This is a genomic window from Clostridium collagenovorans DSM 3089, assembly GCF_900130005.1.
Lineage (GTDB): Bacteria > Bacillota > Clostridia > Clostridiales > Clostridiaceae > Clostridium_D > Clostridium_D collagenovorans.
Genome location: NZ_FQXP01000016.1, coordinates 1 through 24,326 on the forward strand (window position 1 = coordinate 1; position 24,326 = coordinate 24,326).

The 24,326-nt window shown below is 27.2% G+C and carries 21 protein-coding genes and 1 pseudogene; 7 read left to right on the plus strand and 15 right to left on the minus strand.

Features of this window, described 5'->3' with window-relative positions:
- Positions 1 to 148 (plus strand): annotated as a pseudogene (locus BUA48_RS15420) (integrase core domain-containing protein); the annotation flags it as partial.
- Positions 149 to 316: 168 nt separating this feature from the next.
- On the opposite strand, the gene BUA48_RS14520 reads toward BUA48_RS15420, so the two are convergent.
- Together BUA48_RS14520 and BUA48_RS14525 are read right to left on the minus strand one after the other, a co-directional pair.
- Positions 317 to 1,072: an AAA family ATPase gene (locus BUA48_RS14520; RefSeq protein WP_072832785.1), complete on the minus strand. Its 756-nt coding sequence runs from the start codon at positions 1,070 to 1,072 to the stop codon at positions 317 to 319.
- Positions 1,073 to 1,395: 323 nt separating this feature from the next.
- Positions 1,396 to 2,145: a creatininase gene (locus BUA48_RS14525; RefSeq protein ID WP_207647626.1), complete on the minus strand. Its 750-nt coding sequence runs from the start codon at positions 2,143 to 2,145 to the stop codon at positions 1,396 to 1,398.
- Between the two features lie 364 nt (positions 2,146 to 2,509).
- Between BUA48_RS14525 and codA the strand changes: the two genes are divergently transcribed.
- Positions 2,510 to 3,784 carry a cytosine deaminase gene (gene codA / locus BUA48_RS14530; RefSeq protein WP_072832786.1) on the plus strand — a complete coding sequence of 425 codons (1,275 nt, stop codon included), beginning with the start codon at positions 2,510 to 2,512 and terminating at the stop codon, positions 3,782 to 3,784.
- Between the two features lie 197 nt (positions 3,785 to 3,981).
- Positions 3,982 to 5,199 (plus strand): PucR family transcriptional regulator, encoded by a 1,218-nt coding sequence (locus BUA48_RS14535; RefSeq protein ID WP_072832787.1) that lies wholly within the window; start codon positions 3,982 to 3,984, stop codon positions 5,197 to 5,199.
- Positions 5,200 to 5,871: 672 nt separating this feature from the next.
- Here the strand turns inward: BUA48_RS14535 and BUA48_RS14545 are convergent.
- From BUA48_RS14545 to BUA48_RS14600, 12 genes are all read right to left on the minus strand, one after another.
- A complete protein-coding gene (locus tag BUA48_RS14545) occupies positions 5,872 to 6,087 on the minus strand; it encodes a hypothetical protein (protein ID WP_072832789.1) in 216 nt (71 codons plus the stop codon).
- 125 nt (positions 6,088 to 6,212) lie between these two features.
- Positions 6,213 to 7,097 (minus strand): metallophosphoesterase, encoded by an 885-nt coding sequence (locus tag BUA48_RS14550; protein WP_072832790.1) that lies wholly within the window; start codon positions 7,095 to 7,097, stop codon positions 6,213 to 6,215.
- A gap of 174 nt (positions 7,098 to 7,271) precedes the next feature.
- Positions 7,272 to 8,252 (minus strand): DMT family transporter, encoded by a 981-nt coding sequence (locus BUA48_RS14555; protein WP_072832791.1) that lies wholly within the window; start codon positions 8,250 to 8,252, stop codon positions 7,272 to 7,274.
- A gap of 14 nt (positions 8,253 to 8,266) precedes the next feature.
- Positions 8,267 to 10,129 carry a phosphotransferase gene (locus BUA48_RS14560; protein WP_072832792.1) on the minus strand — a complete coding sequence of 621 codons (1,863 nt, stop codon included), beginning with the start codon at positions 10,127 to 10,129 and terminating at the stop codon, positions 8,267 to 8,269.
- Positions 10,130 to 10,510: 381 nt separating this feature from the next.
- Positions 10,511 to 11,389, minus strand: coding sequence for a dTDP-4-dehydrorhamnose reductase (gene rfbD, locus BUA48_RS14565; protein WP_072832793.1), 879 nt, complete (start codon positions 11,387 to 11,389; stop codon positions 10,511 to 10,513).
- Positions 11,390 to 11,605: 216 nt separating this feature from the next.
- Complete coding sequence (locus tag BUA48_RS14570; protein WP_072832794.1) at positions 11,606 to 12,580, minus strand: winged helix-turn-helix transcriptional regulator; 975 nt, start codon at positions 12,578 to 12,580, stop codon at positions 11,606 to 11,608.
- A gap of 171 nt (positions 12,581 to 12,751) precedes the next feature.
- Complete coding sequence (locus tag BUA48_RS14575) at positions 12,752 to 14,407, minus strand: putative 2-aminoethylphosphonate ABC transporter permease subunit (RefSeq protein WP_072832795.1); 1,656 nt, start codon at positions 14,405 to 14,407, stop codon at positions 12,752 to 12,754.
- Positions 14,400 to 15,386 (minus strand): ABC transporter ATP-binding protein, encoded by a 987-nt coding sequence (locus BUA48_RS14580; RefSeq protein WP_084666384.1) that lies wholly within the window; start codon positions 15,384 to 15,386, stop codon positions 14,400 to 14,402. Before BUA48_RS14580 ends, BUA48_RS14575 begins: the two co-directional genes overlap by 8 nt.
- A 1-nt stretch (position 15,387) precedes the next feature.
- Positions 15,388 to 16,407, minus strand: a complete 1,020-nt coding sequence (locus BUA48_RS14585) for an extracellular solute-binding protein (protein ID WP_072832797.1) — start codon at positions 16,405 to 16,407, stop codon at positions 15,388 to 15,390.
- 11 nt (positions 16,408 to 16,418) lie between these two features.
- Positions 16,419 to 17,153, minus strand: a complete 735-nt coding sequence (locus BUA48_RS14590) for a phosphocholine cytidylyltransferase family protein (protein ID WP_072832798.1) — start codon at positions 17,151 to 17,153, stop codon at positions 16,419 to 16,421.
- A 242-nt stretch (positions 17,154 to 17,395) separates the two neighbouring features.
- Complete coding sequence (locus BUA48_RS14595; RefSeq protein WP_072832799.1) at positions 17,396 to 18,271, minus strand: LicD family protein; 876 nt, start codon at positions 18,269 to 18,271, stop codon at positions 17,396 to 17,398.
- 9 nt (positions 18,272 to 18,280) lie between these two features.
- Positions 18,281 to 19,360, minus strand: coding sequence for a glycosyltransferase family 4 protein (locus tag BUA48_RS14600; RefSeq protein ID WP_072832800.1), 1,080 nt, complete (start codon positions 19,358 to 19,360; stop codon positions 18,281 to 18,283).
- Positions 19,361 to 19,678: 318 nt separating this feature from the next.
- On the opposite strand from BUA48_RS14600, the gene BUA48_RS14605 reads away from it, so the two are divergent.
- The 4 genes from BUA48_RS14605 to BUA48_RS14620 all read left to right on the plus strand — a co-directional run bounded on the left by BUA48_RS14605 (position 19,679) and on the right by BUA48_RS14620 (position 23,814).
- Positions 19,679 to 20,689, plus strand: a complete 1,011-nt coding sequence (locus BUA48_RS14605; RefSeq protein ID WP_072832801.1) for a glycosyltransferase family 2 protein — start codon at positions 19,679 to 19,681, stop codon at positions 20,687 to 20,689.
- Positions 20,690 to 20,693: 4 nt separating this feature from the next.
- A complete protein-coding gene (locus BUA48_RS14610) occupies positions 20,694 to 21,998 on the plus strand; it encodes an O-antigen ligase family protein (protein ID WP_072832802.1) in 1,305 nt (434 codons plus the stop codon).
- Between the two features lie 7 nt (positions 21,999 to 22,005).
- On the plus strand, positions 22,006 to 22,872 hold the full coding sequence (locus tag BUA48_RS14615) for a glycosyltransferase family 2 protein (RefSeq protein WP_072832803.1): 867 nt from the start codon (positions 22,006 to 22,008) through the stop codon (positions 22,870 to 22,872).
- 63 nt (positions 22,873 to 22,935) lie between these two features.
- On the plus strand, positions 22,936 to 23,814 hold the full coding sequence (locus tag BUA48_RS14620; protein ID WP_072832804.1) for a glycosyltransferase family 2 protein: 879 nt from the start codon (positions 22,936 to 22,938) through the stop codon (positions 23,812 to 23,814).
- 34 nt (positions 23,815 to 23,848) lie between these two features.
- On the opposite strand, the gene BUA48_RS14625 is transcribed toward BUA48_RS14620, so the two are convergent.
- Positions 23,849 to 24,326 (minus strand): dTDP-glucose 4,6-dehydratase (locus BUA48_RS14625; RefSeq protein ID WP_143147733.1); only part of this gene is annotated, 478 nt, incomplete at its 5' end.

Sequence of the window (24,326 nt, forward strand, 5' to 3'; positions counted from 1 at the left end):
TGAAAAAGCTAATAACTTAATTTCAGTTTTTATATTTCACTACAACTTTATAAGACCTCATGGTTCCTTGAATAATTGTACTCCTGCGGAGGTATCTGGTCTTACAGTTAGTGATTTAAATAAATACTCTTGGTTTGTTGCAGCATAATATTAGTTTAATATCTTTGATTAGCCTACAAAAATCCATTTTATTGTAGGTCTATTTGCTACGCAATAAATTATCCAAACTTATATAATTTTCAAGGTGCGAGTAATTCTACGAAATATTAAGCTATTTTTTCATATCAGCTTAACAGAATCTCTTTAGCCTTTTCAATTAGTTATTTAATATTATATTTAATATTTTATCCTTGTTTTTAAAGAATGAACTCATTACCTTATAATGTTGAGTATTTTCATAATCTACTTTTTTTATTTTCTCTCCATTTATTTCATATATAATAGAATTTGTATAAGCCATTATAATTGGTGAATGTGTTGCTATTATAAATTGACATCCATTTTTAGCTAGTTCATTTATTTTTTTAATTATGTTAATTTGTTTAAATGGAGACAATGAAGCCTCTGGTTCATCTAAAATGTAAATTCCACTTTCAGTGAATCTATTTGATATTAAGGATAAAAAAGACTCTCCATGTGACTGCTCATGTAAAGATACTCCTCCATAAGAGTCTATAATTCTATTTCCCAGTGATTCAAGATCCAGCTCTTCTATATTGGTAGCTACATTGTAAAAACTTTCTGCTCTAAAAAAGAAGCCACTTTTAGCTATATTTACGCCCTTAATTATTCTTATATACTGGTGCAAATCTGAATGAGTTGTTTTAGATGCAAAATTAAAGTTCTTCGTTCCACCCTCTGCATTAAATCCATAAGCAATTGCTATTGCTTCTAAGATTGTAGACTTTCCACTTCCATTTTCTCCAATAATAAAAGTAACCTCAGGATGAAACTCTAAATTACCTATATTCTTAATTACAGGTATTGAAAATGGGTATTTATTAAAAGAAGATATTTCTTCACTTTTTAATTCTATACTTCTTATATATTGACTCTTTATATTTTCTCCCATAAAAATACCTCCTTAACTTTTCACCCATAGAATATTGTATCATATTTTTCTACTATTTTTATGGTGTTTAATGTATTTATTTTCTTAAATACATATATTTAGAATACTATTCTGTATAATTTTTTGTAAAAAAATAAGATAACTAATATATTAATTATTATTAGCTACCTTATTTAAAATCTAATATTTTATATGCTTTATAATGCTAAAAATACTTTATAATTCACAGCTTATAAACTCTTTATAATTAAAAATTTATAAAGTTAATTGTGATTTATTTTATATACTATATACTCTCAATAGTAAATTATATATTTTTCACTTTAAAAAGCTTCATTTACTATAGATACTAATTCTTTTAAAACACTATCAACTATTATCTTTCCTTTTTCCGCTGTAGATGTTCTTGCTGTTGCTAAAACTCCACTTTCTGGTATAGTTGATTTTTCTATAGGATATTTATGATAAGCACAAGGTGTTGCCCCTTTTGTATCAACCATTCTATCCATATGAACTAATTCTTCTGCAAAATATAGCATAAGAGATGTTTCTGTTATTGCTGCATGTTCAAAGGCCCATCCTGGGAATTTTACTTCATCAAAAACCTTATCTATAACATCCTCTGGCATTGGGTCCCACCAATTTGTTTCTACTATAGTAACCTTATCCTTATATTTATTGGATACAAGATCTATAGCCTCTAATACAAAGGCTTCATTTTCAAAATGCGCATTAAGTACTAATATCTTCTTTACACCGTCTTTAACAAGCTCACATAATATATCTTCTACTAATTTTATAAGGGTTTCTCCATTTAAATCTATTGTCCCAGGAAATAAAGGACCTCCCCCACTTAGTGGTTGTGATTTATATCCATATGAAAGAGTTGGCGCTACCATACCGTTTATTTGTTTTGCTAAAGCTATGGAAAACTCCTTTGCTATAACAGTATCCACTGATAATGGTAAATGTGGTCCATGTTGCTCTGTTGATCCTATTGGTAGTATAACAACTGATTCTTCTTTCTTTTCATTAAATTCCATCCATGTCATATGATCCATTAAAAAGCTCATCTTAAATTCTCCTCTATTCTCTAGTAATACATTAACCATATATTAAGTACTATTTTCTTAAATAAATAATAACTTAATTATACCTTTGATTCATCGTACAATAAATATAATTTTAAAGTTATTTTTTGTACTAATTGTACATAATATTCCCCATTAATTATTGTGTAATAAGTATAATGACTACTTATTACGTACTATGATATTATTTCACTAATTAAATATTTATAACTTATAGTTAAGTCATCCTTGTTCTATAACTTATAAAGCTTTAATCTAAAATAACTTATCTCTTTAATCCCAAGAGATTATAAAAATACTAAATTGCATAAATTAATATATTTAACGTGAAAAGGAGTCCTGAGAAATGAAAACTACACTTTTTATTAATGCTAGACTTAAAAATAAAAAGGAACTTCAAGATATATTAGTAGAAGATGGGGTATTCAAAAAAATTGAGCCAAATCTTATTTCTACAATAGAAAAAACATCAAATATGACTATAGTAGACCTTAAGGGCAAACTTACAATACCACCTTATGTTGAACCACATATTCATCTTGACTATGTTTACACTGCAAATGTTCCTGGAGCTATTAATGATACTGGAACATTATTTGAAGGTATTCAACGTTGGTCTGATACTAAATCTAATTTAACAATTGAAGATGTAAAAACACGTGCTAAGAAAGCCTTACAAAAGCAAATTTTAAGTGGAATTCAATATATAAGAACTCATGTAGATGTTACAGATCCAAACTTAACTTCACTTAAAGCTATGCTAGAACTTAAAGAAGAGTTCTCTGATCTTGTAACTATGCAAATAATTGCCTTTCCTCAAGAAGGTATGTATGCTTACAAAAATGGTGATTTATTAGTTGAGGAAGCTTTAAAAATGGGCGCGGATGTCGTTGGCGCCATTCCTCATTTTGAATTCACTAGAGAGTTCGGAGAAAAATCAGTAAAAAAAACAATTGAACTTGCTTGTAAATATAATAAGCTTGTGGATGTACATTGTGATGAAACAGATGATGAACAATCTAGATTCTTAGAAGTTTTAGCTGCTCATGCATATATAGAAGGCATAGGTCCTAAGGTTACAGCTAGCCATACCTGTGCAATGCATTCCTATAACAATGCATATACTTATAAATTATTTAAACTTTTAAAACAATGTAACTTAAACTTTATTTCTTGCCCAACAGAAAATATACACCTACAAGGTAGATTTGATAATTACCCTAAACGCAGAGGTGTAACTAGAGTAAAGGAACTTCATGATGCCGGTATAAATGTTTGCTTCGCACAGGACTCCATGTCTGATCCATGGTATCCTCTTGGTTCAGGTAATCTTATGAATATATTAGATTTTGGTTTGCATATATGTCAAATGATGAGCTTTGAAGAAATTGATATGGCCTTAGATTTTATTACTGTAAATGGTGCTAAAACCTTAAATATAGAGAATGAATATGGTATAGAAATTAATAATGATGCTAACTTTATTGTTCTCAATGCCGAAACTGAGTTCCAAGCTATTTGTGATAGAGTTTCAGTTCTTTCCTCTGTGAGAAAAGGTGAAACCCTATTTAATCGTATACCAGAAAAAATAGATTCAAATAATAATTTTTTAAAACTATAACTAAAATAATTTAGGCTATTTTAAAGAACTTAAAAGAACAAACTTTAAGATTTTTTTAAATAGCCTTATTATTATTAACTTTTCTGCATAAATATGGAAACTTAATTACTTTCTTTATGATATAATGAATTAAATACTAGGATTTCAATTGTTAAATTATATCTAGTATCAGAAATTTAGCTGAAAGGATGATACCTATGATTGTTAAATGTGAAGATTTATTAACTCTTAATGCCTTTAAAAACATTAAATTAATGGCTGGAGAAAATGGCTTACATAGAACTGTTACCTGGCCTTATGTTGGACAAAGTACAGATATTACTCAATGGGTTCATGGTGGAGAGCTTTTATTTATAACTGGAATAGGAATGAATCTTGAAACTCAGAATCTTATAGACCTTTGTAAACAATGCTTATTAAAAAATCTTTCAGGTTTAGTTCTTTTAACTGGTCCTGAATACATAAAGCATATTCCTAAGGAAGTTGTTGATATGGCCAATAAATCCTCTTTACCCCTTTTTCAAATGCCCTTTAATATAAAGTTAATAGATGTTACTAAAGAAATTTGTAATTTTATAATTTCTAAAGAATCAAAACAAAAAATGGAAACTAGTTTTTTAGGTAAACTTCTATTTTCAGACCTTGGTGAAGAAGATAATATTGAGCATTTAGCTAAACTATATAACATTAATATAAAAGATTATTTTTTTATAAGTATCTTTAATATAAATAAGAATTTAAATGAAGTATCTCCGAAAATGAAAAATGACTTAGCTTTTTCTATAGATAACATTCAAAACTCAGTAGCTAACTTATGTAAAGAAAATAATATAGAAAGTCTTTCTTTAATACATGGAGATAATATTATATGTTTTATTTCAACGGAAAGTAATGGGAAAGCTTTAGAAAGTATTAAGTATCTTTATGCTATATACGATCTCCTTGCTCAAAAGCACAAGAATTCTGATATATATTTAAGCATAGGATGCATTTATAAAAATTTATGTAAAGTAAAGAAAAGCTATGAAGAAGCCTTAAAATCTCTTAAACTTTATAAAAAAGGTGGACTTAAAGATAGAATTATAAACTACTCTAACTTGGGCATTTATCGTTTATTATTTGAAATTGATAATATAGATGAAATACGTAAATATCACAATGATGTACTTGGAAACCTAATTGACTATGACAAAGACAATAATACAAATTTATTGCAAACTTTAAGAGAGTATTTACTTAATAATTGTAATTTATTAAAAACCTCTCAAGTTATGTTTATACACCGTAATACTTTAATTTATAGACTCAATAAAATTAAAAACATACTAATGATTGATTTAGATAATCCCTATGTTAGATTAGACTTATTAAATAGCATTGTAATTTCTAATTACTTATGTTCCTTAGAAAATTAATACTTATATAAATTAAGCCATAAATAATTAAGATAGTATAATTATTTATGGCTTAATTATTTATAAAACTGAGATTTAAACTAAAAGTAAAAATTGAAAGCATATTATAAAAAAATGTACGAATATAAAAATCCCCATCCAAATTTTGTACATTTTAAAGCTATGAGTAAACTTATTTATTATACTAGATATTATCATTCCTACTATACTGTCAACTACAATTGCCATTGATATAATTATAGAAATTAAATAAGCTCCATAATTTCCAATTTTTATTATAAAAATCTCATAAGGTACTATTACTGTATAGACGTGAAACATATCATTAATATATCCTCTTAAAAATGGAAATGTAATGAGATTTAATACTAAGGATATAAGAAAAAATATTATTAAACCCAGCAGTACTGGATGCTTGCTGTATACCTTTTCTAATTCATTCATAATAACTAATAAATAAAATTATATTATTTACTAGGTGCACCTCCTAATAAGGTTTTAAACCTTTAGTATAAATAAACACCTCTAATATATCTTTTTATGTAGCTTAAAACTAATTTAATTCTTTAAGTAACTTACTTAACATTTGATATAACTTTATAGTTTATTATAAAATGCCATTTGTAATTTGAATAAGGGATTACCTTGTATGATAGTCCCTTATCTTTAAAATTATTTTTTATTCATAAACTTATCTTTAGCTGACTTTACTTCCTTAACCATACTTTTGCCTAAGCTTTCAGCATCCATTGCTACCATTTTTGCACCTTTAGCTACGTCATGACCAATTTCCTTTGCTCCATCTATCATTTCATTTCCAAGCTTATTCATTTCATTTCCTAATTTATTCATCATATCGTCTCTTCCAGAATTACTTTTGTTCTTCATACAATATATCCTCCTTTAAGTATTGAAAAATCTTATTTAAGAATACTTAACTTTCTTTAATTAAATCTACCTTATACTCAGTTTGCTCAAAAGATCTAGCTTTATTCTTTTTTAATTCCGATAATTTATAAGGCACTTATATTAATAGGACCATCTAAGATTTGTCTATCAACACTAAGAATTCCGCTTTCCATAGTACTTATTCTCCACTTGACTAAAGAAATCTTTCCCTTTTCAATTTCAATACAACTTATAGAGTATGGGTGAACACAACAACCATCATTAAAATACATAGAACCTTTTCTTTTAGGCATTATTGGTCTGTGAGTATGTCCAGCTATTAGTGGTTGATTATTTCTTTCACACCACCTTTGAATTTTTATGTCTAAAACTTCTCTTCTAGCACTACTCTTAGCCGGACTTGTAGGATCCTTGAATCCAAAAATTTGCTCCATAAAACTCCAAAAATATCTTACTAAGAATTGCGATACTCCTCTTAATCTATAATTAAAAAAGTCAAACTGATGACCATGAACTGCTAATATTCTTCTACCACTTGGTTTATAATTTAAAATTACTCCTTCATATATTGGTAAATCATTAAAGAACTTATATAATATTTCTCTTTCATTATCAAACTCAAACTTGTCTATATGTTTTTGAAACTTTCGCTTTTTCTTAATCTCATCATGATTACCATAAATCATACAATATCTATTTTCCTCTTTGAATTTTAAAAGTAATTGAAAGACCTGTGGATAAATCTCATATATATCTTCTATTTTAGGAACCTTCCAAAGTTCATCTCCGTCTCCTAGCTCTATATGGGTAAATCCATTCCTATAATAATATTTTAATGCTCCCATATATACATTTGTATTAGCAATCAAATTATCTTTCCAAGTTCCATCACCTCTATGACAATCACTTATAAAAACTATTTTAGAATTATATTCAACATCTATTTGAGGAGCTGTATTTAGAATCTTTTGTAATACATCTCTTTTCAATTATTTCACCTCTAATTAACTTATTATTACATTATATTAAAAAGATGAAATTATGATATATTTATAAAATAGGCAGTCTAAATTTTAAGACTGCCTATTTCTTTTCAAATAAATATATTTTCTTGTTTAAAATTAACTTCATATAAAGCTTAAATATTTTTTCTACTATATATGTTAATTAATATTATTGACTAATTCTTTCTTGTAAACTTTATAATCGTTAGGTATGTATTTAGGAGATGTTGCTACAATAAATGAACCAACCATTACCATAATAGCACATATAATCATCTTCATATCTATTGGAGTTCCTATTATAAATCTATCAAAAATCATAGCCCATACTACATAAGTTATATTAAGTCCCATTGCTTTCACGGATCCTAATTTATGTATAGCTGTATAATAGCAAACATATGATATTGTACCCATAAGTGCATTTATTAATATTATGGCAATTATAGGACTTTGTATAACGTCCAAGGTAAGAGTAAATCCCTTTACAACTGGTATTATTAAAAATCCATATGTAACCGCTGATACAAATTGACGAATTTGCAAGGCTTGCTTAGGACTTACTTCCTCATCCTTCATTCCATATGAACATATAACTGATTCACTTCCCCAACCTATGACACATAAAGAAGCAAATAAAAACCCAACTTTACTCACTATATTAGCTTTATCCCCTATTCCTAATATAGCAATACCTAGTATGCTTATAGCTAAGCCTATGTAACCTTTTCCCTTAAGTCTTTCTTTTAAAAATACAGCAGCTAAAACTGCACCTACAGCTGGATATAGGGCTGATATAATAGCTGTATAAGATACACCTAAGTATTTTACTGAAAGCAAATATGCAGTCATACCAACTGGACCACCTAATATTGATGCTATAACAACATACTTTACACTAGGGGTATTAAGTGATTTAATCAATGGTGCAATTTGCTTATTAAGCGCCATATATATTAGCATCCATATAGTTGAAAAAAAATCATGTAAGAATGTACTAATAAATGGTGCTAAAAATATTACTTGATCATTAGCCGTAAATTTTCCTAGTGATAGTATTATTCCCACTAGCACGGTATCTGCTCCCCACGCTATACCCGATATAATTCCACTTCCATATCCATCATAATGTTTCCACATAGCAATTTCCCCTCTTAACCTATTAATTTTTGCAACCTCTTTAAATTTTCTTTTCCTCTTTTATATCTATCTTCTCCGTAGGTTCCGAAGTTATCTCCTTGCGCCTCCTTTATTATTGTCCAAGTACTCCATAAGAAATCCTGGCATATTTTATATATCAATATTCTTATTTTTTCTTCATGCATTGCTTCTCTTTCAAAGTATACTTCTAAAAACATTGCCTCTTGATCCTCTGAAAAATCACACTCTATACAATGAGCTGCAATATCCCACATAGGATCGTTTAACCCACTATATTCCCAGTCTATAAGATACATTTTCCCATCTGAATCTTTAATAAAATTTTCAGCAACAGTATCGTTATGACATGGTCTTATAGTTAGTCCACTTTCTACAAGCACATTTTCTAAAGATAAAACCTCTTTTTTTACATCGTAATAATCTTCGTAAAATTCTCCATTGCAACTTTTACATATAAATTCATAATCCTCTATTTTATCAAAAACATTAAAACTATTTTGCATTTCTAAATCTGAATCATGTAATTTTCTTAGCAATTCACACACTAATTTCATATTCTCTTTTTTCTTAGCAATTGTTGGATTTAAAGTTTCTGCGCCTTTTATGAACTGTGATATTTTCCCACCAGTATTTTCATCTAAATAAAGTATTTTAGCATCTACATTAATAGCATCAACTAATTGTGAGTTTAAACATTCATCTTTTCTATTAATCATAGATGTTGTCCCAATACCTGGTATTCTAATTACGTAATATTCATCATTTACTTTTACTTTATAATTTTTGTTAGTCATTCCACCTATAGGAGCTATTTCTGTTATATCATCTTTAGATTTTCCTAAGGCATTTACTATAAACCTTTTTACTTCCTCTCTTTTGTAAGATATCTCTCTTCTTCTTATAAGAGGTATTATATTCTTTTGAACCTTTTCATATTGCTCTAGGTTATCAATTTCTCCCCAAACTAAGTCCCCTATTTTTTCATATCCTATTTTATAATTTCTTCCCACATCTAGCATTGTATACTCATAATTAGTATATGGATTTACATGATTTTCAAATTCCTTTAACATAAGATAAAATAATTTTTGAGATATTTTACTTATTCCAACCATTTCACCATCAATTTTACTAAATTGATGAATATCCTTAGACATTTTGAAAACTTGCTCATTTCTTATTTCAACAAAAGCCTCATCTCCTGAACCACTTTCATTGGTTATAACTATGCAATTTCTTTCTTTATTTTCTAACAATTGAGTTATTGACCTGCCTTCAAAAACCAAATCAGATTCTATTAAAATAAAATCCTTACTTATACTTCCTTTTGCCAAAGCTAATGAAGTCATTGTGCCTGTTCTCATATACTCACTATTACAAATACACTCTACTTCCTTATATTTTTCTGATAACTCATTATACAAATCATTTTTATAGCCAGTTATTATCACTATATTTTTAATTCCATTTTCCAATAGAATATTTATATTTCGTTCAATAACTGTTGTATTATCTATTTCTAAAAATCCAATAGGAATATCTACTCCATGACCTTTTCCTGCTGCTAATATAACTGCTTCCTCAATATTTTCGCCTAATTGACCTTCTATAATTAACTTAGTCTCCTTTACTTCATTCAAGCTATTTTCTAAAAATTCAATTCCTGAACTTGTAATTTTATATGTAACATCATTTCTATTTTCTTCAAACCTTAATATGTATTTTTTATTTATAAGTTCCTTTAGTAAATAGTTTACTTTTCCTAAAGAAATATTTAATTCCGTTGATAATGCCCTTTGAGTAATTTTATTATTATCATTTATTATCCTAAGCATACTTATATTTATATCTAGCATATATTTGACCTCCCCCAACTTTGTTCATTTTATGAACAAATAATATGTTAACATAAATTTAACCTTAAGTAAACTATTTTTAATATTACCCTTATTTTTTTTAATTATTAAGAACTTTTTATATATTGCATTTTTAAAAAACAAGATTCCTCATATTAAATTTAAACTTATCATTTTTAAAACCAAGTACACAAATACATATTTATAATCATAATTCAAGCTTACATATTTGATATATAATATAAAAATATATTATCATTTACCTCACTTAAAGTTTAATTATATAGATTGTCTTATGTTAAAAATTACTTTCATTATGCAAAAAAGGTGATGAACTGTGTATACAATTCATCCCCCTTATAATACAATACATTTTAAATTTTATTTTACATTATCAATAAACATCTTTAATGCTTCTTCCCATGGTCTCATTTCATCTCCCACAGTATTTCTAAGCATCATATTATCTAGAGACGAAAATGTTGGTCTTTTAGCTGCTCTATTAAATTCCTCTGAAGTTACAGGTGCTACAGTACAATCAATATTTGCAAACTCAACTATCTTACATGCAAAATCATACCAAGTACATTCTCCTGTACCTGTGCAATGATATACTCCATATTCTTCTGTTGGAATTAACTTTAAAATATGATGAGCTAAATCCTCTGCATTAGTAGGATTTCCCTTTTGATCATTAACTACAGTTAAACTACCTCTTTCCTTAGCAGCCTTCATAATAGTATATACAAAGTTTTTTCCATTATATCCATATAACCAAGCTGTTCTAACTATAAAATATCTAGAAGAAAAATCACGTACATAATCCTCTCCCATTAATTTTGTAGTTCCATAAACACTTACTGGTCCAGTTATATCATATTCTTTTAAGGCCTCTGTTCCCTCTCCACTAAATACATAGTCAGTTGACACATGTATAAGTTTAGCTCCTACTTCCTCTGAAGCTATAGCTAGGTTTCTAGCTCCTAATGTATTTACCTTAAAAGCTAAATCCTTATTTTCTTCACAAGCGTCTACATTAGTATATGCTGCTGAGTTTATTATTACATCTGGCTTAATGCTATGTACATATTCTTTTACAGCTTTTAAATCTGTTATATCTAAAACATCAATATCTACTCCAAAGATCTCTGCACTTTTAACAGTTTCAGGAATATTACCTATTTCAGATTTACCATTATTGATTATATTTTTAATTTGTGTGCCAAGCTGACCATTAGCACCAGTAATTAATATTTTCATTGTAAAACACTCCATTCATAACATAGATTTATTAATATCATATCATATATTTACTAAGATAATAATATATATTTTACGAAACTATATATTATCCTAGATTAAATAAGTTTATCTATATTCACATACATTTTAAAATTCAGTAAATATACTTTTATATTGCTCCACTGAAATATATATGGTCTATTTAAGCTTAACTATTGATAACTATCTAACAGTTTAGCTTAAAGCACGTCTTCTTATTTTAGGAAATATATTTTTACTAACTTTATTGTATTGACTTAAAGTATCTATTTCTCCCCAAGCTAAGTCATCAATTCTAATATATCCTATACTATAATTTCTAGCTACATCTAGCAAAGTATACTCATAGTTAATATATGGATTTTTATTGTTAGCAAATTCATTTAGCATCATTTCATACAACTTCAATGAAATTTTAGTAATACCTACAAATTCACCATCTATACTATTTAATTGATGAATATCCTTAGATATCTTAAATAAATACTCGTCTCTTATTTCAACAAAGGCCTCGTCATCGGTTCCACTTTCCTTAGTAAGTATTATACAATCCCTTTGAGAATAATCACAAATTTCTTTTATAGCTCTTTCTTCAAATACTAAGTCACTTTCTAAGAGAATAAAATCATCATCTACATATTCTTTTGCACTTGCTAAAGAATACATAGTTCCCGTCCATATATAATCCTTATTTTTAACTATACATATATCATTATCATTCTTAAAGTGATCCTCAAAATACTCCGATTTATAGCCCGCTATAATTACTATCTTTTCTATATTATTTTTTCTTAAAATCTCTACAGTTCTATCAATTATTATAAAATCTTCTATATCAAGCATACTAACAGGTTTCTCGAAATCTTCATTTTTTCCAGCTGCTAAAATAACAGCACTTTTTACATTATAATTTTTTTCCTGATGAATATTTAATCTAGTATTTTTATCTTCATTCAGTTTTTCATCTAATTTACTTAATCCTAACTCCGTAACTATATATCTAGTAGAGTTTTTTACAGTATCCTTATTTACATATCCAGACTTAGTAAGATTCTTTATTATAGCATTCACCTTTCCTAATGAAATTCCCGATTCTTTAGATAAGTCTCTTTGATTTAAAGTATTATTATAATTTAATAGCATTAAAATCTTAAATTCTCTTTCAACCATAACTCCTCCAAATAAATTTAATATATTTCAATAATTATAAAATATTTTTTTCTAAAAACCTCTTCATAATTCACCTATATTAAAATAAAGTTAGCTTTATTAAGCTAACTTTATTTTAATATATTTTTATTCAACAGGCTATTATATAGTCTTATAATTAATTTGATTTTATCATACTTTACTACATTTTAACCTTTTTTTCTTAATCCTAAGTACTATCCTATCAAAAACCAACCTAAAAATAACATTTGTAAATATTATCATAACTGCAACTGCTGCAGCCGCTGCCATCTCTCCTGTATCTACCTTATTAATCATAGATATAGTAGCTACCCTTGTATGGGGCATATATAAGAATACTATAGCTGATACTGTCATCATAGAATTTACAAAATAATAAGAAAAACTCTCCAATATGGCTGGTAAGCTTAAAGGTATAATTACATTTTTAAGTAAATAACTCCACTTTACCCCCATGACTTCTGAAGCATTCTCATATTCCTTATCTATAGTTTTGAGTTCGTTGCTTATAGTTAAAAATGGTGTTGAGAAAAAATGTATTACATTAGCTAAAATTAGGATAGCAAAAGTACCATATAAAAATTTAAGTGGATTTGCCGCTTTATTAAAAAACAACATATATGCAATACCTATTGTTAATCCTGGTATTGCATTAGGTAAAATACCTAATAAATAAATTAACTTACTTCCACTTTTAAATATTTTCCCTCTTTCTGAAAAATATGCAGCTACAAAAGCTAAAATTGTTCCTGTAATTGCAGTTAATATGGACACAAAAATACTATTTCCAAACATTTCAATACCACTCATTCCAAGCACATTAAAATTAAACCATTTTGTAGTTAAGTTCATGTTGTAAGGCCAACTTTCTACAAAAGAAGATAATATTGTTGTAGCAAAAATCATAAGTATAAAAACCACTATAATCACATTAAAAACTGTAAAAATAATATCTCTACTTTTATTAGGCTGTATTACATATTTAGTACCCTTTGAATCAGCCTCCATCTTGTTATTTTTACTTATGTAATAATCTACTATAAATGCAATTACTGCGGGTATTATTAAAATCACACCTATTACAGCACCCATTTCAAAGTCTTGCTGTCCTAACATTTTTTTATATATCTCTGTAGCTAAAACACTAAATCTTCCACCTATAATCTTAGGTGCACCGAAATCTGTAAAAGCCATAGTAAATGATGAAAAAAATGCTGTTATTATACTAAACTTCATATTAGGTATTGTTATAGTAAAAAATTGTCGCATAGAGCTTATACCCATAATCTCAGCTGCTTCATATAATCTATTATCCCCATTCTTAAGTCCCATGCTAAATAGTAAATATACAACTGGAAATACATATAAAGCTTCTGATAATACAATTCCCCAAAAACCATATATATCAAAGCTTAATCCTAATAGATTAGTTATAATTCCCTTTGTTCCAAATAAATAAATTAAAGCTATACTATGAGTCATTGTAGGCGCAAAAAGAGGAAGTAGCGCTATCCAATGAAATACACCTTTACATTTTATATTGCTTTTATTGACTCCATAAGCATAAACAAAGGCTGTAATCATAGATATTCCTACAGCAGTAAGAGTAACCTTCATACTATTACCTAGAGTTATTTTAAATCCTCTAGTACCTAAATAAGCTTTAAAATTTTCTATTCCTACGAAATTTCCATCAAAGTTTTGAAAGGCCCTAAAAAGCAATCCACAAACCGGTATAGCTAAAAATACTATTAAGAATGATATTACAGCTATACTTAATACTCTTTGAGCTTTATCTTTACGCATACTTCTTAACTCCTAATACACTACCTAAATCTATATAGATATTATCATTTAATTTTAAATCTAAATCCTTTAATTCCTTAAAAGAAATATCTAAATAAAGCTTTTTACTCAAATCCTTATTAAGAGTAACTAATACTCTGTATATATTTCCTCTAAATTCAATATTTTCAATGGTAGCCTTTAAATATCCTATCTTTTCTACTTTACTAACTTTAAGACATTCAGGTCTTATGAATTCCACATTTCCATGGATATTTTCTACAAAGTTAATCTTACCTATGAAATCAGCTACAAAGTCATTGGTTGGAGTATAATATATTTCTTCTGGTGTCCCTATCTGCATTACATTACCACCATTAAAGACAACTATTTTATCCGCCATAGTAAGAGCTTCCTCTTGGTCATGTGTAACTAAAATAGTAGTTATATTAAGTTCTCTTTGTAGAATTTTAATTTCTTCTCTTAAATTCTCCCTTACCTTAGCATCTAAAGCTGATAATGGCTCATCTAAAAGTAATATTTCTGGTTTTAATACAATAGCCCTAGCTAAAGCTACTCTCTGTTGTTGACCACCTGAAATTTCTGATGGATATTTATCCTTAATACTTTTTAATCCAACCTTATCTAAAACTTCTAAAACTCTAAGATCAATTTCTCTTTTACTTATCTTTTTACCCTTCAAGCCATAAGCAACGTTATTATATATGCTCATATTTGGAAACAAAGCATAATTTTGAAACACCATTGCTATACCTCTTTGAGAAGGATGTAAAAATGATAAATCTTTTCCTTCTAAATCAATTTCACCAGAATCACTATATTCTAATCCAGCAATTATTCTAAGTAAAGTTGTTTTTCCACATCCACTAGGACCTAAAAAGCAAACCAACTCACCTTTATTTATATCTATATTAAGACCTTTAAGAACCTCAGTATTACCAAAGTTCTTTTTAATATCTTTAATCTTCAAATATGACACTCTATTCACCTACTCCATATCTTTTTTCCCATTCTTTTAAAATTCTATTTCTATTTTCTGATACCCATGGTAAGTTACAAGGAATCATTTGCTCATTAATATCTCCAGCATAAGCTTTACCTAACTCACTTGTGTAACCCTTAAGAGGAGTTAAAGTTCTATTTTCTGCATACATTTTTAGTACTTCTTCAGATAAACACCATTCATAAAATATCTTTGCCTCTTCCTTGATATTTTCTTTCTTTATCAAAGCTGAAACATCTAAATCCCATCCAGAACCATCCTCAGGAAAAATAGTTTTTATGCATTCGCCCTTTTTCTCCATTTGTATAGCTGTATAATCTGCTCCGATACCAACTAAAAACTCTCCTTGTGCAGTTTGTTTTACTGGTGCAGTACCTGAGTGAGAGTATTCTTTCATATTCTTATCTAGACTATCTAAATACTCCCATGCCTTTTCTTCTCCCATTTTCTCCATTAACCCAGATATAATTAAATATCCCGTACCAGAAGAAGCTGGATTTGGCATTATTAATGAATTTATAAACTCACTTTTTAATAACTCATCATAATTTTTAGGGGTTTCTATCCCCTTATCTGATAGCTCCTTTTCATTTACAGCAAATACATTCATCCATCCACTATTAGCTACCCAATGTGGTTCTTCATTAACCTTATCATAAAATGATTCATTAAATTGATCTAAGTTAGGAACTGTGTAAGGCTCAAAGATATTGTATTTATCTAAAAATACCATATTACTTGCTGCAATTCCCCATACTACATCAGCTCTAGGATTTTCTCTTTCTATCAGTAATTTTGAAGATACAACTCCACCAGAGTCTCTAACTAAATTAACTTCGATATCAGGATACTTTTCTTTAAAATCCTTTAAATATTTCTCTATGTATTCTTCTTCAAAAGCTGTATATACTGTAATAGACTTTTTACTTGATCCACTACAACCTAAAAGACTACAAGCCATAATTAAGCTTATAATTATTGTTAAAACTTTTTTCATTGTATATTCACCTATATTTCATTCTTGATTCTTAGTTTAGGAATTATATCGTTTTTAACTCTCTTTAAATGGCTCTCATCATCTATTTCAGCCCAAATCAAATCCTCTACTTTATGACATCCTATCTTCATAGTCTTAGCTGAATCTACTAATGCATCTTCATAATGATATTGTGCTACTGATGTATTTTCATATTGACTTACCATAGTATCAAATAATTCCTTAGATATCTTGCATATACCTACTAACTCTCCATAAACTGATTCAACCTTAGCTTTATCTTTACATGCGTTATGTAGGCTTCCTTCTTTGAGCTCTATATAAACCTCGTCACCTGAATTTGTTTTACCACTAACTAAAACACAATCCTTACCTGAATAGTTCATACACTCAATTAATGCTCTTTTTTCATATATCAAATCACTCTCTAAAAGTAAAAAATCCTCATTTAATATAGATTTAAATATAGCTAAAGAAGCCATACTTCCTGTATTAGCGAAATTCTCATTCTTTTTTACTTCTATAAAATCATTTTTCTTAGCCAAGTTTTCATAAAATTCACTTAGGTGCCCAGTTGCTATATATATTTTTTTAATACCAACACTTCTTAAATTTTCTATAGATCTTTCCACTAATCCCTTATCTTCTATTTTTAAAAAGCCTTTAGGGATCATATTATTAGTTACCCCTCTAAGTCTTGTTCCCATACCCGCTGCAAGTATAACTGCTGATTTAATATCCTTCATTGTTACTTCTCCTTTATTCTAAGCAAAATATCTAGTATTTTGTATAATTAACCCTTTATTTTGTTCATTAATTGAACTAACTCGTTTAATTCTAGCATATTTGAACTTAATATTAAAGTTTTTTTTAAGTATTTATATATTTCCTTCAATTTTTCACAAAAATAGGCTGTATGATGAATGTAGAAATTAAAAGTAAATTTCTACATTCATCATACAGCCTACTAATATAAATTTTTCAATTATTATTTTAATTTAGCAAAATCATTTTTTATATTAAATTCTTCTTCTTCTTCTTCTGTAAGATTTAATAATATTTTTTCATTATGCCATATTCTTTGCCCTTCTGGCGGTAATTCCATATATGTATCACCATAGCAGTCTTTTAAGTAAGAATCATAATTATGAGGAATAGTAAATTCAACTCCTTCAAATTCTGCTGTACTTAAAGGGAAAATGTCTTCATACCTATGTACCTCTGGAAACACATAGATCTCAACTCCATACGCTACTCTAAATGGAGTATTCTTTTTTGTTTCTTCTATTATTCTTTTACTATTCATTTTTATATACTTGTCTAAGTTTTCTCTATTTAATGCCCCAACTAAAAGTAAAGGTAACTTTATACAAGATTTAATTAAATTTTTTATAGATAATCCGGACTCTTTTAAACTATGTTCTTTAAATAAAATTAATTTATACATTAAATGATATCTACGTTCAAACAGTTTAAACTTAAAATTATTTTTACTATATGTATCCATAGGGAATATATCTAAAAATATTCCTTGATGATAATTTGCATCATATCTTTCAAGCATCAAAGTGTTCTTTTTTCTTATTTTAGTAAAAGCATTTACATTGCTAAAAGGTTTTTGTATAAGATATTGTTCTTGCAACTCATTTTCAGCAACCTCTAAAAACTTCTCATAGTCTTCTCTTAACATTCCTACATCAATGTCATCATCCCAAGGTATGAAACCTCTATGTCTAATAGAACCTAATAAAGTACCTGCATCTAACCAATATTTTAAATTATGCTTTTCGCATATTCTACAAAACTCTTGTAATATATCTAACATCTCTAACTGACATGTTCTTAAAGTTTCTTGATTTTCCATAAAACTCCCCTAACCTTGTTCTAAAAGTTTCTTCCATTTTTCCAATATATTCTCTTTACTGTATCTATTAATATTTTTTTTAGCATTTATTCCAAATTCATATCTAATTGTATCATTTTCCATTAAATTTTCAAGTCTTTCAGAAAACTTTTCTAGATTATACATATCTATTATATACCCATCTTCTCCATCAGTTACTATTTCTCTAGGACCAGTTCTGCAGTCAAAACAAATACATGGGACCCCTAACTCCATAGCCTCTAATAAAGTCATAGGAAAAGCTTCAGTTTCTGAGGCCATTGCATATATAGAGGATTTTAAATATAAGTCTTTTATCTCAGTAGTAAAAGGTAGTATTTCTACTTTTCCATTAACCTCTAATTCCTTAGCTCTTTCAATTAAATTCTCTTTATAATTTCCGTTTCCTACAAAAGTAAGTGTCCACTCTGGAAATTTATTGCTTACTTTAGCAAATGCTTCTAATAAGTAATGTACTCCTTTTTCTTCTGTTAATCTTCCAACATTAATTATTCTCTTTTCCATTAATGTAGACTTTTCATCTGTTTCAAATACTAATGGATTAGGAATAGTAATTACACTTTTACAAAACTTCTCATAAATTTCTTTATCTCTATCTGTCAAAACTACTAAATTATCTAATTTTTTATATACAATTCTTCTCAGTATCCTAGTCTTTTTAGATGTACTATAATATTGACCATGTTCACATCCTATTATTTTAGCCTTTATTTTTTTACGTGCTAATGCCAACTTCATATTAAAATGTGTATATAAGGATATTATACAATCATACTCATTATCATTAATAAATTCTTCAAGATTTTTCTGTAATTCATAAAATCTTTTTATTTTACCAAAACTTTTTAAAGCTTCATTTTTATTCTTACAATATATTATATTAACTTTGGAACTATACTTAAAATATATTTCCTTATCCTCAGATTCAAAGTAAGAAATTATATCAACATCATAATTTAAAATCTCAGCAAAATAAGTGGCTAATTTAAATGTAACTCTTTCTACTCCACCTCTTCCAAATACGTCGTTCATTAAAAAACCAACTTTCATATATAACACTCCTTTATGAAGATATAACTCTATTAAATATTAATTTAATTCCGTAACTTATACAATATCATCGATTTTTCATTATATCATTGGCTCATTACAACGTCAATACAATGAATTCTTTATACATCTTTAATTTAAATATATATTTTTTGTAAATATTATGTTAACCTTAATATATTTTTATGGATTATTTAAATTATTTCTCACTTTAAGGATTTTTAATAAATTATTTTGTAGATTTTAAGACATAATTTAAGTATAATGTAGATTGAGTATTTTATGCGTACTAATAGTTTTATTAAAGGATGAGTATAAATGAATAAAAAAGTAAGTTTAATTATTATTAACTGGAATAATAAAAGTTATCTTAAAAGATGTATGGATTCTATATTGACACAAAGCTATAAAGATTTTGAAGTTATTTTTATCGATAACTGTTCCCATGACGGCTCTTTTGAGTATTTTAAAGAGCTATATGAAAATTACGATTTTATAAAGTTATTCTATAACTCTGTGAATAATGGTTATGCAGGTGCTGCCAATCAAGGGATTAAAGAGTCAACTGGAGAATATATCATGATTTTAAACCCTGATATTATAATGGAAAACGATTTTATTAAACTTTTAGTTGATTATATAGAAAGTGACAGTTCTATTGGAGCAGTATCTGGAAAATTGCTTAAATATGACTTTAAAGCAGATCAGAAGCTAAATTATATAGATAGTGCAGGAATAATAATGTTTAGAGACAGAAACTGTATCGATCGTGGACAAAACGAAAAGGATGATGGACAGTATGAAAAAACTGAGCAAGTATTCGGAGTATGCGGAGCCGCACCTTTTTTTAAAAAATCTGTTTTAGAAGAGCTATGTATTAATAACGAATTTTTTGATGAAGATTTTTTTAGTTATAAAGAAGATATAGATATTTCTTGGAGAATTAATCTTCTAGGATATAAATGCATGTATTATCCTAAAGCTATTGCTTATCATGGAAGAGGTATGGGACGTTCTAAAAAGGGCATACTTAATGTTATTAAACATAGGTCTGATCAATCTGAATTTTTACGTGGAATATCTCTTAGAAATCATATATGGATGTTATACAAAAATGAATCACCTAGTAGTTGGAAACGTGATCGTTTTAGAATATATTTTAGATTTTTTAAGATTTTTATATATTCAATATTCTTCGAGAGATTTAAATTTAAATATATGAAAGAAGCTACTAATTCAAAGCAACTTTTTATCAACAAGAAAAAATTATTCTTTACAAAAATAAAGGATGAAAATATAAATAATTTAAATAATTTAATAAAGGAGTAAGAATATGAATTTAAATGAATATAAAGGACAAAAATTACTTAATATCATAAGCACATTTGTTTTTTTAGAACTTATTTTAGGTGGTACGGGAAAATTATTTTATCTTCCTATTAGAAATTTAATTTTTCCTTTTGCAATTTTATTTTTAGCATGTTTTATTATTGTTAATAAAATCGTAATACCAAAAAAATACATAATATATATAGGATTAATACTTATATATCCACTTTATGGAACTATAGTAGGTCTATTTAATAACAATGCTCTTTTAGCTATCTTAGATGATATAAATGTATATTTTGGAATTTTATATCTAGCACTTTATTACTTATGTGTAAGAGATGATATGGATAAATTAAAAAATTTAATAGATCTTTTTATAGGTTGTTCTATATTTATCGCACTAATTGCTATAGTATTATTTGTAACAAGCTATTTTCAAATTAAAAATGGTGTACACTTTGAAGGCGTTATGAATAGCATAGAATACTACATTAATTATGGTATAATTTCTGGTAGCTTATACGGAAATATGTTTGTAAGAGTATATCTTCCAAATGGTATTTTCATGCAAATTGCTTTATCATTATTACTTTATAGACTTCTTACATTTAAAACACCAAAATACGTATGTTATGAAAATATAGGAATTTCTATCTTAGCTTTAGGAATTTTTGCTACTGGTACTAGGGGATATTGGATTGGTGGTATTATCGTTGCCATTAGTACAATTTTATTTGTAACAAAAATAAACATAAAAAGTGTTCTTTTATCCTTAATATTAGTTGTTGTTGTTTTGGGTACAAGTTATATAATATTCCCAGAAGAGCAAAAAGTTGAGTTACAAGGAAGAGTTGATTCTATAAGTGACTTTACTCATACGGAACCATCTAACAGCGTTAGAAGTACTCAATTAAAGCATTTAGTTGCGAAAATTAAAGAAAAACCTGTTCAAGGTCATGGTTTCGGTGCTGATTTAGTTGAGTATGATCAAGAAACAGATCGTGGTGGCAGAAACTTTGAGTTATATTATGTGGAACTAGTTTATAAAACAGGTGCTATAGGTATTGTTTACTTATTTGGAGTATTCTCACTTGCTCTCTTCAGAGCTTTTAAAGCTTTTAGAAAGTTAAGTTTTGATGATGAAAAATCTACTCTATTAAAAGGATGGGTTATTGGATTTATTTCTATGGCTGTATCTACTGTAAGTAATCCTTATTTCGCAGGTTTATATGGTTTCTTTATCATAGTATTATCTATATTAATAATTGAAACTATATATACAAATACATTTGAATTAAGAGGCTAATATTATTATGAATACTATTTATGCTGTAATAGTTACTTATAATCCAGATGATGAATTAATTTCATCTATTAAGGCATTAAAAGATCAAGTTAATGACATTATAATTGTAGATAACGGATCCGATAATATATCTTTTTTGAATTCTTTAAAAGAAAGCTATAAAATAAAGATATTATTTAATAGTTCTAATTTAGGGATTGCTAAGGCATTAAATCAAGGTGTGAAATATTCACTAAGTCAAGGTGCTGACTGGATTCTCACCTTGGATCAAGATAGCATTTGCACAAATAATATGATTGAAACTATGTTAAATTCATATTATGCACTATCTATTAAGGATCAAGAAAGGATTGCTTTAATAGCACCTAAATATATCGAAAAAAAATATATTGATTCTTATAATATTATAAAATCTGAATCAATTTATGAGTTTTTAGTAATTACTTCTGGTAATTTAATAAAAAAGTCAACTTTCTCAAATATTGGCTTTTTTAAAGAAGATTTATTTATTGACTTTGTTGATCATGAGTTTTGTCTAAGAATTAACACTAAAGGGTACAAAATCCTATTGGTATGTAATGCAATTTTATTACACAGTTTAGGTGATTCTAAAAAACTCACTTTTTTAAGCAAAGCTTTAACTATTACTAATCATTCTTATATAAGAAGGTACTATATAACTAGAAATAGGTTTTATTTATGGAAAGAATACAAAACTCTTTTTCCTAATTGGGTAAAAGAAGATAAACATAGATTTATAAATGAGCTTATAAAAATATTAATTTTCGAGGATAATAAGTTTAATAAACTTAAGATGATAAAAAAAGGTATTAAAGATTATTCTAATAATGTTGTTGGAAAAATTAATTTATAATTACTAATAGATTGATAGAATTCTAAAAAGAATTCTATCAATTCTTTTTAGAGGTGATATAATATGTATAAAAAAGGCTTAGTAAGCATTATAATTCCTTCATTTAACGGTGAAAAATTTATTACTCAAACCATTGATAACTGTATTAATCAAGATTATAAAAACATTGAAATTATAGTAATTGATGATGGATCAACCGATAACACTAAACAAATACTAACTCCATATATTGATAAAAATTTAATAAACTATATCTATCAAAGTAATAAAGGACTACCTGGTGCACGAAATACAGGTTTAAATGTAGCTACAGGAGAGTTTGTTCAATTTTTAGATGCAGATGACTTATTAGACAAAAATAAAATATTTAGTCAGGTTATGTATCTGAATAATAACCCTAATATCTTTGGAGTTTATTGTAAAAGTAAATATTTCAAAAACTCAATAAATGAAATTTTTCAAGTATTAGATATACATTATGATGACAACATGTATAAAAAACTTCTTGATGTTAATTTCTTTACTGTGCATTCTATACTAATTAGAAATACAGAATTTCGCTTTGATGAAACTCTAAAAAGTCTAGAAGACTGGGATTTTTGGTTAACTTTAACATATAATAACAAACTGATAAACTATATAGATGAAAGCTGTTGTTATGTTAGAGTTCATGGCAATAATATGTGCAAAAATTCTAAACGTATGTTAACTAATGAACTTAATGTATTAAATAAAAACCTTAATAGAGGAAAATTTTTAGACATAATCAATTTTAATATTTTTAAAAGAAAGTACTTATTAAATGAGACTGATGCAAAGAATTTTTATAAACTTGCTGTAAATGAAAATAAAAAGTTCATAATAGAAAAATATAAATTTATAACTAAACATAAATTGAAAATTATTCTGAAAAAATCAAATAGCATTTATGAAGATAAATAATAAAAAGATAGAGGCTAAAACCTCTATCTTTTTATTATTTATACATAGTATTATAGTAGTTTTGATAATCTCCAGATGTTACATTGTTCATCCATTCCTTATTATCTAAATACCATTTTATAGTCTTTTCAATCCCTACTTCAAAAGTAGTCTCTGGATACCATCCTAGTTCATCTTTTATCTTAGTAGGATCGATTCCATATCTTCTGTCATGGCCTTTTCTGTCTTCAACATATTTTATAAGATTCTCTGTTACTTCCTTATCTACATTTTCATTTAAATAAGAAATAACCTTTTTAACTATTTGAATATTAGTTCTTTCATTATGACCACCTACATTATAAACTTCACCTAATCTGCCACCGTTTATAACCATATCGATTGCCTTACAGTGATCTTCAACATATAGCCAGTCTCTTATATTCATTCCATCCCCATATACTGGTAAGTCCTTATGACTTAAGCAGTTATTAATTAATAATGGTATTAATTTTTCTGGGAATTGATATGGT